This is a genomic window from Mycobacterium paraense (assembly GCF_002101815.1).
GTDB classification, from domain to species: Bacteria; Actinomycetota; Actinomycetes; order Mycobacteriales; family Mycobacteriaceae; genus Mycobacterium; species Mycobacterium paraense.
Genome location: NZ_LQPM01000028.1, coordinates 1 through 13,177, shown reverse-complemented (window position 1 = coordinate 13,177; position 13,177 = coordinate 1). Strand labels below are relative to the sequence as shown.

Below are 13,177 nucleotides of genomic sequence, written 5' to 3'. Positions count from 1 at the left end.
GATATTCTGCCATCTGTTCAGGGCAATTGCACCGCCCGTGTGGTGTGAGACATACCATTGGCGGCCATGCAGCGGCTCAGCGGTCTCGACGCCAGTTTCCTCTATCTGGAGACGCCCGCGCAGCCCATGCATGTTTGCTCGATCATGGAGCTGGACACCTCGACGATGCCGGGTGGCTACACCTTCGACCGGCTGCGCGACGCGTTGTCGCTGCGCCTCAAGGCGATGCCGCAGTTCCGGGAGAAGCTGGCCAACAGCCCGCTGAACCTCGATCACCCGGTGTGGGTGGACGACGAGCACTTCGACGTCGACCGCCACCTGCACCGCATCGGCTTGCCGCCGCCGGGTGGCCGCAGCGAGTTGTCGGAAATCTGCGGTCACATCGCGTCGCTGCCGCTGGACCGGGGGCGGCCGCTGTGGGAGATGTGGGTCATCGAAGGGGTGGCGGGCACGGATTGCCACGGGGGCGGTCGCCTGGCGGTGATGACCAAGGTGCACCACTCCGGGGTCGACGGGGTCACCGGCGCCAACCTGATGTCGCAGCTGTGCGCGACCGAGCCCGACGCGCCCGCGCCCGATCCGGTCGACGGCGTCGGCGGCGGCAGCGGCTGGCAGATCGCGGCGGGCGGGTTGGTCCGGTTCGCCAGCCGCCCCCTGCAACTGGCCAACGTCCTGCCCCAAACCGTGTCGTCGGTGGTCGCGACGGTGCGCAAGGCCGTCGACGGCCAGGCGATGGCGCGTCCGTTCGCCGCGCCCCGGACGGCGTTCAACGCCACCATCACCGGCCGGCGCAACATCGCCTACGCGCAGTTGGACCTCGAGGACGTCAAGAAGGTGAAGAACCACTTCGACGTCAAGGTCAACGACGTGGTGATGGCCCTGGTGTCCGGGGTGCTGCGCCAGTACCTGGCCGAGCGCAACGCGCTGCCCGAATCGCCGCTGGTGGCGTCGGTGCCGGTCTCGGTGCACGGCAAGTCCGACCGCCCCGGCCGCAACCAGGTTTCGGCCATGTTCGCCAGCCTGCACACCGACATCGCCGACCCGGTCGAGCGACTGAAGGCCATCGCCGAGGCGAATTCGGTTGCCAAGCAACACAGTTCGGCCATCGGCGCCTCGCTGCTGCAGGACTGGTCGCAGTTCGCCGCGCCCGCCGTGTTCGGCATCGCCATGCGGCTGTACGCCAGCTCCCGGTTGACCGAGAGCGCGCCGGTGCACAACCTGGTGGTTTCCAACGTCCCGGGCCCGCAGGTTCCGCTGTACCTGCTGGGCTGTGAGGTCAAGGCGATGTATCCGCTGGGGCCGATCTTTCACGGTTCGGGGCTCAACATCACGGTGATGTCGCTGAGTGGCACGCTGGACGTCGGGCTGATCTCGTGCCCGGAGTTGCTGCCGGACCTCTGGGAGATGGCCGACGACTTCGCGGTGGCGATGGAAGAACTCCTGGCGGCCGCCGCGTAGTTGGGCGTGGGAGCCGCTCATCAGAATCTCAGGTTGGCTCTGGCAGCATAGGTGACCATGAGAGTGTTTCGCCGCGACAGAATCGCGCGCACGCTGCTGATCTGGACGGCGATCGCCGCCGTGGCGCTGACGGTCGGCGGCTGCCTCCGCGTGGTCAACGGGCGCGCCCTCATGAAGGCGCCCAAGCTGGGCCAGGCGGTCGAATGGACCCCCTGCCGGTCGTCGAACCCCAAGGCCAAGATCCCCAGCGGCGCGATGTGCGGCCGGCTCGCCGTGCCGGTCGACTACGACCACCTCGACGGCGACGTGGCGACCCTGGCGATGATTCGCTTTCCGGCGACCGGCGACAAGATCGGCTCACTGGTGATCAACCCCGGCGGCCCCGGCGAGTCCGGCATCGAGGCCGCGTTGAGCGTGGTCCAGTCGCTGCCCAAGCGCATCCGGGAACGGTTCGACCTGGTCGGCTTCGACCCGCGCGGCGTCGGCTCGTCCCGGCCGGCGATCTGGTGCAACTCGGACGCGGACAACGACCGGCTGCGCACCGAGCCGAACGTCGACTACAGCCCCGCCGGGGTCGCCCACATGGAGGACGAGACCAAGCAGTTCGTCGCCCGCTGCGTCGACAAGATGGGCAAAAACTTCCTGGCCAACGCGGGCACCGTCAACGTCGCCCGCGACCTGGACGCCATCCGCGCGGCCCTGGGTGACGACAAGCTGACCTACCTCGGCTACTCGTATGGCACCCGGATCGGGTCCGCCTACGCCGAGGCGTACCCCACCAAGGTGCGGGCGATGATCCTCGACGGCGCGGTCGACCCCAACGCCGACCAGGTCGAAGCAGACCTGCGTCAGGCCAAGGGATTTCAGGACGCGTTCAACGACTACGCGACGGACTGCGCCAAGCAGCCGACCTGCCCGCTGGGCACCGACCCGGCCAAGGCCGTCGACGTCTACCACAGCCTCATCGACCCGATGGTCGACCCGAACAACACGATGGTGGGCAGGCCGATCCCGACGAAGGACCCGCGCGGGCTCAGCTATGCCGACGCCATCGTGGGCACCATCATGGCGCTGTACTCGCCGTCGCTGTGGCACCACCTGACCGACGGCCTGTCCGAGTTGGTGGAGCATCGCGGCGACACCATGCTGGCGCTGGCCGACATGTATATGCGGCGGGACCCCAAGGGTCATTACACGAACGCCACGGACGCGCGGGTGGCGATCAATTGCGTTGACCAGCCGCCGATTACGGACCGCGCCAAGGTCATCGACGAGGACCGCCGGTCACGCGAGATCGCCCCCTTCATGAGCTACGGCCAGTTCACCGGCGACGCCCCGCTGGGCACCTGCGCGTTCTGGCCGGTGCCGCCCACCAGCAAGCCGCACGAGATCTCGGCGCCCGGCCTGGCGCCGACGGTGGTCGTGTCGACCACGCACGACCCGGCGACCCCCTACAAGGCCGGCGTCGACCTGGCGAACGAGCTGCGCGGGTCATTGCTGACCTTCAACGGAACCCAGCACACGGTGGTCTTCCAGGGCGACAGCTGCATCGACGACTACGTGACGGAGTATCTGCTCGGCGGCGGCACGCCACCCAGCGGCGCCAAGTGCTGACGGCCTTCATTCCTTCGCCGAACGTGCTCTGGCGGCGAGATTCCAGCCGGGTTTTCGCCCTGAGTGCACGTTCGGCGAATGGGTCGCGACACGCGGAGGCGAGACCAAGGCGTGACCTTTTCGCGCTGTGACGGGTATTCGCGGCTGCAAATATTGACAGCCATGTCGCGCCTGAGACCGTTGAGCTCGGCGCTGCTGTCGTTCGGATTGTTGGTTGCGGGATCGCAGCTGCCGGTGGCCGCCGCGACCCCCGAGCCCGGCGCGGGCCAGACGCCCAGCCCGGCCCCGCCGGCCGCCGCGGCGCGCCCGCAGAACTGGGGCAGCTGCAACCAATTCCTGACCGACACCAGCGACCTTCCCACCGCCCAGTGCACCACCGTCTCCGTCCCGATCGACTACGCGAATCCCGGTGGCGCACAAGCCAAGCTGGCCGTGATCCGCGTTCCCGCGACGGGCCGGCGGATGGGCGCCCTGTTCATCAACCCCGGCGGGCCGGGCGCGTCCGCGGTCGACATGGTCGCGGGCATGGCGTCGGACCTGGAGAACAGCGACATCACCCGCAATTTCGACCTGGTCGGCTTCGACCCGCGCGGGGTGGGCCACTCGACACCGCAGTTGCGCTGCCGCAGCGACGCCGACTTCGACGCGTTTCGGCGCGACCCGATGGTCGACTACAGCCCGGCCGGCGTGGCGCACATCGAGCAGGTCTACCGCCAGCTGGCCCAGCAGTGCGCGAACCGGATGGGCAACGCGTTCCTCGCCAACGCCGGCACCGCATCCGTCGCGCGCGACATGGACGCGGTCCGCCAGGCGCTGGGCGACGACCAGATCAACTACCTCGGGTTCAGCTACGGCACCGAGATCGGCACCACCTACCTCGAGGGGTTCGGCAGCCATGTGCGGGCGATGGTGCTCGACGGGGCCATCGACCCGACCGTCGACCCGGTGGCCGAGAACATCAACCAAATGGCCGGATTTCAAACGGCTTTCAACGACTACGCCACCGACTGCGCCCGCTCCGCGGGTTGCCCGCTGGGCACCGACCCGGCCCAGTTCGTCAACCGCTACCACGCGCTGATCGACCCGCTGGTCGCCAAGCCCGGCCGGACGAAGGATCCGCGCGGCCTCAGCTATGCCGACGCGACCACCGGCACCATCAACGCGCTGTACACCCCGCAGCACTGGAAGTATTTGACCAGCGGCCTGCTCGGGCTGGCGCGCGGCACCGACGCCGGCGACCTGCTGTTGCTGGCCGACGACTACGAAGGCCGCGACAAAAGCGGGCACTACACCAACGACCAGGACGCGTTCAACGGCGTGCGGTGCGTCGACGCGCCGACGCCGACCGACTCGGCGACCTGGGTGGCCGCCGACCAGAAGATGCGCCAGGTCGCCCCGTTCCTGAGCTACGGGCAGTTCACCGGCAACGCGCCGCGCGACCTGTGCGCGCTGTGGCCGGTGCCGGCCACCTCCCGGCCGCACGCCGCGCCGCCCGCCGCGCCGGGCAAGGTTGTCGTCGTCTCCACGACGCACGACCCGGCCACCCCGTATCAGGCCGGCGTGAACCTGGCCCGCCAGCTGGGCGCACCGCTGATCACCTACGACGGAACCCAGCACACCGCGGTGTTCAACGGTGACCAGTGCGTGGACACCGCGGTGGTGCGCTACTTCGTGGCCGGGGCGCTGCCGCCGGCGTCCCTGCAATGCCGCCCCTGAGCTAAACCGGCCCCCGCCGCCGGGGCTCCTGCTACGTTGCATGCACCTGACGGGTGGAGGACCGCCGGGCTAGTGGCAACCGGGGCTAGCTGGTGGGTGGACCGACATGTCGTTTGCAATCGCGGCCCCGGAGATGATGGCGGCGGCCGCATCGGATTTGGCCGGCATCGAGTCGGCGCTCGGCGCGGCCCGCGCGGCGGCGGTCCCGACTACGGGGGTGCTGGCCGCGGCGGAGGACGAGGTGTCCGCGGCCATCGCCGCGCTGTTCTCGGCCCACGGCCAGCATTTCCAGGGACTCGGTGCACAGGCGGCGGCGTTTCATGACTTGTTCGTGCAGACCCTGCGCGCGGCGGCGGGCGGCTACACGGCAACCGAGGCGGCGAATGCCTCGCCGCTGCAAACGGTTTGGCAAGACGTGCGGGGAGCGATCAACGCGCCCACGCAATTGTTGTTGGGGGCCCCGCTGATCGGTAACGGGGTCAACGGCGCGCCGGGGACCGGGCAACCCGGCGGCCCCGGCGGGTTGTTGTTCGGTTCCGGCGGCGACGGCGGGTCCGGCGCGCCGGGGCAAGCCGGCGGGCCGGGCGGTAACGCCGGGTTGTTCGGGAACGGCGGCCACGGCGGTACCGGTGGGGCCGGCGCGACCGGCGGCGTCGGTGGCGCGGGCGGCACCGGCGGCATCCTGTTCGGCAACGGAGGTGTCGGCGGCACCGGGGGCGCCGGCTCGGCCGGCGGTGGTGTCGGTGGCGCGGGCGGCCCCGGCGGGGCCGGCATCGGCCTGCTGAGCCAGGGCGGCACCGGCGGCGCGGGCGGGACCGGCGGCCTCGGGGTGGCCGGCACCGCAGGCGCCGTCAACGGCGGCCCCGGCGGGACCGGCGGTGCGGGCGGCGCCGGCGGCCCGGCCTTGGGCCTGTTCGGTCAAGGTGGCGACGGCGGCCACGGCGGCGACGGCGGCCCCGGCGGCAGTACCACCTTCAGCGGCGGCGTCGGCGGCACCGGCGGCAACGGCGGCGCCGGTGGTATCGGCTTCAACGGCGGCCAGGGCGGCAACGGCGGTGAGGGCGGCCACGGCATCCTCACCACCACCGCCAGCAGTGGTGCCATCGCCGGCGGCGGCGGTGGTGGCGGCGGCGTCGGAGGCAGCGGCCAATTGGGCGGCCTGTTTGCCACCGGCGGCACCGGCGGCACTGCTGGAGCCGGTGGTCAAGGCGGCTCCGCGGAGATCATCAATTCCGGCCTCGGCATCGACGTCAGCAGCGGCGGGGGCATCGGAGGTCAGGGGGGCAGCTCCAACTTGCTGATCCGGGGCGGTACCGGTGGCGGTGGTGGTGGCGGCGGCGCCGTCAACCTCGGTGCCACCACGATCACCGGCGGCAACGGCGGCAACGGCGCAGGGCCCGGGGTCTTCGTCCTCAACGGCGGCGGCGGCGGCAGCGTCACCGGGACCGCCGCCTCGGCGGTGGACGCCGCAGGGGGCGGCGGCGGTGGCGGTGGCATCGGGCTCGGCGGCACCGGCGGCAGCGGCGGCACCGGGGGCGGCATCGGCAGCGGCAAGGGCGGCTTAGGGGGTAGCGGCGGCAGCCTCGGCGGCGGCGGTAACGGTGGCCCCGGCCCCGGAAGCGGCGGCGGCACCGGCGGCGGCGGCGGAGTCGGCGACGTGCTCGCCGGAGGCGGCGGCGGTGGTGGTGGCGGCAGCGCCGACGTCGGGAGTCCCGGCGACGGCACCGCCACCGGCGGCCGCGGCGGCACCGGCCTCTAGCGCCTCACTCGCGTCGGCGGCGAGCACCGCAACGGTTCTGAGCGGGCGTCGGTAACACGGATTTAACAGGCGTTGCCTACTGTCGGGTCATGGATCGACAGAAGGAATTCGTCCTCCGCACGCTCGAGGAACGGGACATCCGCTTCGTTCGGCTCTGGTTCACCGATGTGCTCGGCACCCTCAAGTCCGTCGCCATCGCGCCGGCCGAACTCGAAGGGGCCTTCGAGGAGGGCATCGGCTTCGACGGCTCCTCGATCGAGGGCTTCGCGCGCGTCTCCGAATCCGACACCGTGGCGAATCCGGACCCGTCGACGTTCCAGGTGCTGCCGTGGGCCACGCCGTCCGGCCACCACCACTCCGCGCGGATGTTCTGCGACATCACCATGCCCGACGGCTCCCCGTCGTGGGCCGACCCGCGCCACGTGCTGCGGCGCCAGCTGCAGAAGGCCAACGACCTGGGCTTTTCCTGCTACGTGCACCCCGAGATCGAGTTCTTCCTGCTCAAGCCCGGCCCCGACGACGGGTCGCGGCCCCTGCCCGTCGACACGGCCGGCTATTTCGACCAGGCGGTGCACGACTCGGCGTCCAACTTCCGCCGGCATGCCATCGAGGCGCTGGAGTTCATGGGCATCTCGGTCGAGTTCAGCCACCACGAGGGCGCGCCCGGCCAGCAGGAGATCGATCTGCGCTTCGCCGACGCCCTGTCGATGGCCGACAACGTGATGACGTTCCGCTACGTCATCAAGGAGGTCGCGATCGAAAACGGCGCGCGGGCGTCGTTCATGCCGAAGCCGTTCGCCGAGCACCCCGGTTCGGCCATGCACACCCACATGAGCCTGTTCGAGGGCGACGTCAACGCCTTCCACAGCACCGACGACCCGCTGCAGCTGTCCGACGTCGGCAAGTCGTTCATCGCCGGCATCCTCGAGCACGCCTCGGAGATCAGCGCGGTCACCAACCAATGGGTCAACTCCTACAAGCGGCTGGTGCAGGGCGGCGAGGCGCCGACCGCGGCGTCGTGGGGGGCGGCCAACCGGTCGGCCCTGGTGCGGGTGCCGATGTACACGCCGCACAAGACGTCCTCGCGGCGGGTCGAGGTGCGCAGTCCCGACTCGGCGTGCAACCCGTACCTGGCGTTCGCCGTGCTGCTGGCCGCCGGGTTGCGTGGTGTGGAGAAGGGCTACGTGCTGGGGCCGCAGGCCGAGGACAACGTCTGGGACCTCACGCCCGAGGAGCGACTCACCATGGGTTACCGCGAGCTGCCCACCAGCCTCGACGCCGCGCTCAAGGCGATGGAGGCCTCCGAGCTCGTCGCGGAAACGTTGGGGGAGCACGTGTTTGACTTCTTCCTGCGCAACAAGCGCACGGAGTGGGCGAACTACCGCAGCCACGTCACCCCCTACGAGCTGAGCACCTACCTGTCGCTGTAGCTCACAGGCGGTGCCGATCCGGCTGAGAGATCGGTCGGTTGCGCTACGGTCGTGGTCGTGACCAAACCCGCGACCGAGCGCCCCCGCCTGCCCAGCGTGGGCCGGCTCGGGTTGGTCGACCCGCCGGCGGGCGACCGGCTGGCGCAGCTGGGTTGGTACGACCGCGACGACCAGGACTACGTCGACCGGCTGTGGTCGCTGTCGCGCGCGCCGGATCCCGACGCCGCCCTGCGGGTTTTGATCCGGCTGGCGGAAAACCCCGACAGCGACTGGGATGAGCTCAGCGCGGCGCTGCTCACCGAGCGCGGGCTGCGCGGGCGGCTGTTCGCGGTGCTCGGCTCCTCGCTGGCGTTGGGCGATCACCTGGCCGCCAACCCGCAATCCTGGAAGCTGTTGCGCGGCAAGGCCCATCTGCCGTCGCGCGACGAGTTGCTCGCGACGTTCACCGCGTGCGTCGACGAGGCGTTGGCCGGCCCCGGCTCCGCGCTGGCACGCCTGCGGATCCTGTACCGCGACCAGTTGCTGGTGCTGGCCGCGTTGGACCTGGCCGCCACCGTCGAAGACGAGCCCGTGCTGCCGTTCAAGGTGGTGGCCGCCCAGTTGTCGGACCTCGCCGACGCCGCCCTGGCGGCCGCGCTGCGGGTGGCCGAGGTCAGCGTGTGCGGCGACCGGACGCCGCCGCGGCTGGCCGTCATCGCGATGGGCAAATGCGGTGCCCGCGAACTGAACTACGTCAGCGACGTCGACGTCATCTTCGTCGCCGAGCGCGCCGAAGCGCAGAGCGCGCGGGTGGCCGGCGAGATGATGAAGGTCGCCTCGGAGGCCTTCTTTCAGGTGGACGCCGGGCTGCGCCCGGAGGGACGCAGCGGCGAGCTGGTGCGCACCATCGAGTCGCACGTCGCCTACTACCAGCGCTGGGCCAAGACGTGGGAGTTCCAGGCGCTGCTGAAAGCCCGCCCCGCCGCCGGCGACGCCGAGCTGGGCGAGCGCTACGTGGCCGCACTGATGCCCATGGTCTGGATCGCCTGCGAGCGTGAGGATTTCGTGGTCGAGGTGCAGGCGATGCGGCGCCGGGTGGAGCAGCTGGTGCCCGCCGAGGTCCGCGGCCGCGAACTCAAACTCGGCAGCGGCGGGCTGCGGGACGTCGAATTCGCGGTGCAGCTGCTGCAGCTGGTGCACGGCCGCAGCGACGACTCGCTGCACGTGGCCTCCACGGTCGACGCGCTGGACGCGCTGGGGCAGGGTGGCTACATCGGTCGCGAGGACGCGGCGAACCTGACCGCCTCCTACGAGTTCCTCCGGCTGCTCGAGCACCGACTGCAGCTGCAGCGGCTCAAGCGCACCCACCTGCTGCCCGAGGCCGACGACGAGGAGGCGGTGCGCTGGCTGGCGCGCGCGGCGCACATCCGCCCCGACGGCCGGCACGACGCGGCGGGGGTGCTGCGCGAGGAGCTGCGGCACCAGAACGTGCGGGTCTCCGAGCTGCACGCCAAGCTCTTCTATCAGCCGCTGCTGGAGTCGATCGGGCCGGCCGGGCTGGAGATCGCGCACGGCATGACGTCCGAGGGCGCGGAGCGCCAGCTGGCCGCGCTGGGCTACGAGGGCCCGCAGACCGCGCTGAAGCACATGTCGGCGCTGGTCAACCAGAGCGGGCGCCGCGGCCGGGTGCAGTCGGTGCTGCTGCCGCGGCTGCTGAACTGGATGTCGTATGCGCCCGACCCCGACGGCGGGCTGCTGGCCTACCGGCGGCTGTCCGACGCGCTGGCGGGGGAGACCTGGTACCTGTCGACACTGCGGGACAAGCCCGCGGTGGCCCGGCGGCTCATGCACGTGCTGGGGACGTCCGCCTACGTGCCGGACCTGTTGATGCGCGCGCCCCGGGTGATCCAGGACTACAGCGACGGCGCGGCCGGCCCGAAACTGCTCGAGACCGAGCCCGCCGCCGTGGCCCGCGCGCTGGTCGCCTCGGCGTGCCGCCACGCCGATCCGGTGCGCGCCATCGCCGCGGCGCGCACGCTGCGTCGCCGGGAGTTGGCCCGCATCGGCTCGGCCGATCTGCTCGGGTTCCTCGAGGTGCGCGAGGTTTGCGCCGCGTTGACGTCGGTGTGGGTGGCCGTGCTGCAGGCCGCGCTGGACGCGATGATCCGGGCCAACCTGCCGCAGGACGGCCGGGCGCCGGCGGCCATCGCCGTCATCGGCATGGGCCGGCTGGGCGGTGCGGAGCTCGGCTACGGCTCCGACGCCGACGTGATGTTCGTCTGCGAGCCGGCCGCCGGCGTCGAGGATTCGCAGGCGGTGCGGTGGGCGACGTCGATCGCCGAGCAGATCCGGGCGCTGCTGGGCACCCCGAGCGTCGACCCGCCGCTGGAGGTGGATGCCAACCTGCGGCCCGAGGGCCGCAGCGGCCCGCTGGTCCGCACGCTGAGCTCGTACACCGCCTACTACGCGCAGTGGGCTCAGCCGTGGGAGATCCAGGCCTTATTGCGCGCGCACGCGGTCGCCGGGGACGCCGAGCTGGGCCAGCGGTTCCTGCTGATGGCCGACCAGACGCGCTACCCGCCCGATGGCGTGTCGGCCGACGCCGTGCGGGAGATCCGCCGCATCAAGGCCCGCGTCGAGGCCGAGCGGTTGCCGCGGGGCGCCGACCCCAACACCCACACCAAGCTGGGCCGCGGGGGGCTGGCTGACATCGAATGGACCGTGCAGCTCATGCAGCTGCGGCACGCGCACGAGATCCCGGCGCTGCACAACACCTCGACGCTGCAGTCTTTGGACGCGATCGCCGCCGCCGACCTGGTGCCGGCCGACGAGGTGGACCTGCTGCGGCAGGCCTGGCTGACGGCCACGCGGGCGCGCAACGCGCTGGTGCTGGTCCGCGGCAAGCCCACCGACCAGCTGCCGGGCCCCGGGCGGCAGCTCAACGCGGTCGCCGTCGCGGCCGGCTGGCCGACCGATGACGGCGGCGAATTCCTGGACAACTATCTTCGGGTGACGCGCCGGGCGAAAGCGGTGGTGCGGAAGGTGTTCGGGAGTTGAGGCAGGAGGCCGGCGCGTTGGATGCCATTTTCGAGGTGCTCAGCGCGGAGGAGGCCCAACGCGTGACGGCCCGGTACACCCCGCTGGCCGACGCCGTCCGGGAACTGATCGACGCCACCATCCACACCGCGGCCGACGACGACGTCGTCGCCAACGCGCGGTCCGCGATCGAGGCCGTCACCGAGTCGTTGCGGCAACGGACCCGGCCGGTCGGTGTGAGCTACCGCGTCGACGGCGCGCGACCGCTGACCCTGGGGAACGCCGCGATCGGCCTGGGCAACCCGATTGCGCCGCCCCTGATCATCCACCACGACGGCGGCGGCCGGTGCTGGAGCGAGTTCATCCTCGGCCCGGCCTACGAGGGCCCGCCCAAGCTGGTGCACGGCGGGGTCAGCGCCCTGGTGCTCGACCACATGCTGGGCGAGGCCGCCAGCGAGGGGCTGTCCAAGCCGCGGTTCACCGGCACCATCACCGTGAAGTACCTGCGCGGCACCCCGCTGGGCCCGCTCCGGTCCGAGGCCTGGATCGAGGGCAAGGAGGGTGTGAAAGTCTTTGCCCGCGGGACGATTTCGGATGCCTCCGGGGTCACCGTGGAGGCGGACGGCGTCTTCATCGAGCCGTCCTGGGCGCGGGAAGCCCAATGAAGTTCTATGTCAGCAGCGCCTTCCTGAACACCCGGGAGATCATCGAGATCGCCAGGGCCGCCGACGAACTCGGCTACGACGGCATCGGCATCCCGGACCACGTCGTCAACCTGGAGACCCTCGACACCCCGTACCCGTACACCAAGGACGGGGAACGGCGCTGGCAGCCGTTCACCGACTGGCCCGACCCATGGGTCCTCGTCGGCGCCCTGGCCCAGGTCACCACGCGGCTGCGGTTCGTCACCACCGTCTACATTCCGGCGATGCGCAACCCCTACTCGGCGGCGAAAGCCATTGGCACCGCCGCGGTTTTGGCGTCGGGACGGGTGGAGCTCGGCATCGGCGTCGGCTGGTGCCGGGAGGAATTCGCGCTGATGGGCGAGCAGTTCGCCGCGCGCGGCAAACGCACCGACGAGATCATCGAGCTGATGCGGGCGCTGTGGCAGCCGGGCTGGACGGAATTCCAGGGCGAGTTCTATCGCGCGCCGCGGCTGGAGATGGAGCCGACGCCGCCGCCGATACCCGTGTATGTCGGCGGGCTCAGCGACGTGGCGCTGCGCCGCGCGGCCCGCAACGACGGCTGGATCGGTGACCTGATCAAGACCGACCGCGCGATCGAGGCGGTGGGCCGGCTGCGCGAACTGCGGGCCGAAAACGGGCTTTCGCTGGACGATTTCACCATCCTGACGCCGCTGACCGACGCCTTCACTACCGCCGACTACCAGCGCGCCGCCGATGCCGGAATCACCGGCATCATCACCATGCCGTGGATGTTCTACGCCGGGCCCGACGCCACCCTGGATGACAAGATCGACGGCATGCAGCGCTTTCGCAAGGACCTGGCGCTCGACGGTTAAACTTTGCCCGTGGCGTTCACGGTGGTGTTTAGCAACGGCGAACCGCGGGACTACGGTGCCTTCGACAGCTACGAGGTGACCGACGCGGGGGTCTTGATCATCAACATGCACCGCGAGGACGTCGAACGGCACTACATCGCGCCCGGGGGCTGGCTCGAGGTCGTCGAGATGGCCGAGGGGCAACCGGTCAGGATGACCCGGGGGATCATGGGGCGGCGACCCAATTGACCCTATCGCAATCTCGCCACCCCGCCGCGCAATAACCCAAGCGGCTCAACGATTCTCAGAGCCAGGACGCGCCGCGCGGCGACCAGCACCAGCAGGTTGATCGCCAGCCGGCCCAGCGCGATCCGGCTCGTTCGCCGCTTCCAGGTCGTCGGCCGGGAGCCCGCGCGCCGCCCGAGGTAGTAGCCGAGGCACAGGGCTGTGCCGAGTGCGGCGATAACCGCTAGCGCTGCCATGAGATGAGCGTGCTCGGTCGCGGTCGCGGGCAGGTCACATCCCAGCTACACCTCGGCCAAAGCCACGGCACAGGCGTAGGGCTCAGGCTCAACGTTGATCCGGGAACGCTGCCGAACGACGACTACAGCAAATAGACCAACAGATCTCGAACCAGCGCTAACGGGAGGATCAAATCGCCGCCACCGGCGCCCCCGCTTCCGC

10 protein-coding genes are annotated in these 13,177 nt (G+C 70.9%); 9 read left to right on the top strand and 1 reads right to left on the bottom strand.

Annotated elements, in window-relative coordinates; translation table 11 throughout:
- Positions 1-66 precede the first annotated feature (66 nt).
- From AWB89_RS20645 to AWB89_RS20605, 9 genes are all read left to right on the top strand, one after another.
- Positions 67-1,458, top strand: coding sequence for a WS/DGAT/MGAT family O-acyltransferase (locus AWB89_RS20645; RefSeq protein WP_085103960.1), 1,392 nt, complete (start codon positions 67-69; stop codon positions 1,456-1,458).
- Positions 1,459-1,509: 51 nt separating this feature from the next.
- Positions 1,510-3,072, top strand: coding sequence for an alpha/beta hydrolase (locus tag AWB89_RS20640; protein WP_142280174.1), 1,563 nt, complete (start codon positions 1,510-1,512; stop codon positions 3,070-3,072).
- 153 nt (positions 3,073-3,225) lie between these two features.
- Positions 3,226-4,788 (top strand): alpha/beta hydrolase, encoded by a 1,563-nt coding sequence (locus tag AWB89_RS20635; RefSeq protein WP_142282593.1) that lies wholly within the window; start codon positions 3,226-3,228, stop codon positions 4,786-4,788.
- Between the two features lie 106 nt (positions 4,789-4,894).
- The gene (locus AWB89_RS20630; protein WP_085176184.1) at positions 4,895-6,547 is read left to right on the top strand and encodes a PE family protein; all 1,653 of its coding nucleotides are present in this window, start codon (positions 4,895-4,897) and stop codon (positions 6,545-6,547) included.
- 89 nt (positions 6,548-6,636) lie between these two features.
- Positions 6,637-7,977, top strand: coding sequence for a type I glutamate--ammonia ligase (glnA, locus tag AWB89_RS20625; RefSeq protein WP_085103952.1), 1,341 nt, complete (start codon positions 6,637-6,639; stop codon positions 7,975-7,977).
- Positions 7,978-8,028: 51 nt separating this feature from the next.
- Positions 8,029-11,013 carry a bifunctional [glutamine synthetase] adenylyltransferase/[glutamine synthetase]-adenylyl-L-tyrosine phosphorylase gene (locus AWB89_RS20620; protein ID WP_085176182.1) on the top strand — a complete coding sequence of 995 codons (2,985 nt, stop codon included), beginning with the start codon at positions 8,029-8,031 and terminating at the stop codon, positions 11,011-11,013.
- The gene (locus tag AWB89_RS20615; protein WP_085103948.1) at positions 11,010-11,657 is read left to right on the top strand and encodes a PaaI family thioesterase; all 648 of its coding nucleotides are present in this window, start codon (positions 11,010-11,012) and stop codon (positions 11,655-11,657) included. The genes AWB89_RS20620 and AWB89_RS20615 overlap by 4 nt, the downstream gene beginning before the upstream one ends.
- Entirely contained in the window at positions 11,654-12,514 is an 861-nt protein-coding gene (locus AWB89_RS20610) for a TIGR03619 family F420-dependent LLM class oxidoreductase (RefSeq protein ID WP_085176180.1), read from the top strand. The genes AWB89_RS20615 and AWB89_RS20610 overlap by 4 nt, the downstream gene beginning before the upstream one ends.
- A gap of 9 nt (positions 12,515-12,523) precedes the next feature.
- Positions 12,524-12,742: a hypothetical protein gene (locus tag AWB89_RS20605; RefSeq protein ID WP_066972535.1), complete on the top strand. Its 219-nt coding sequence runs from the start codon at positions 12,524-12,526 to the stop codon at positions 12,740-12,742.
- A gap of 2 nt (positions 12,743-12,744) precedes the next feature.
- Here the strand turns inward: AWB89_RS20605 and AWB89_RS20600 are convergent, their stop codons facing one another.
- Positions 12,745-12,975 (bottom strand): hypothetical protein, encoded by a 231-nt coding sequence (locus AWB89_RS20600; RefSeq protein ID WP_085176178.1) that lies wholly within the window; start codon positions 12,973-12,975, stop codon positions 12,745-12,747.
- Positions 12,976-13,177 lie beyond the last annotated feature (202 nt).

What these genes read in the sequence shown, in the direction of transcription:
- AWB89_RS20610 (WP_085176180.1), top strand. Translation starts at nt 11,654, where the DNA reads ATGAAGTTCTATGTCAGCAGCGCCTTCCTGAACACCCGGGAGATCATC.
- glnA (WP_085103952.1), top strand. Translation starts at nt 6,637, where the DNA reads ATGGATCGACAGAAGGAATTCGTCCTCCGCACGCTCGAGGAACGGGAC.
- AWB89_RS20645 (WP_085103960.1), top strand. Translation starts at nt 67, where the DNA reads ATGCAGCGGCTCAGCGGTCTCGACGCCAGTTTCCTCTATCTGGAGACG.
- AWB89_RS20630 (WP_085176184.1), top strand. Translation starts at nt 4,895, where the DNA reads ATGTCGTTTGCAATCGCGGCCCCGGAGATGATGGCGGCGGCCGCATCG.
- AWB89_RS20600 (WP_085176178.1), bottom strand. Translation starts at nt 12,975, where the DNA reads ATGGCAGCGCTAGCGGTTATCGCCGCACTCGGCACAGCCCTGTGCCTC.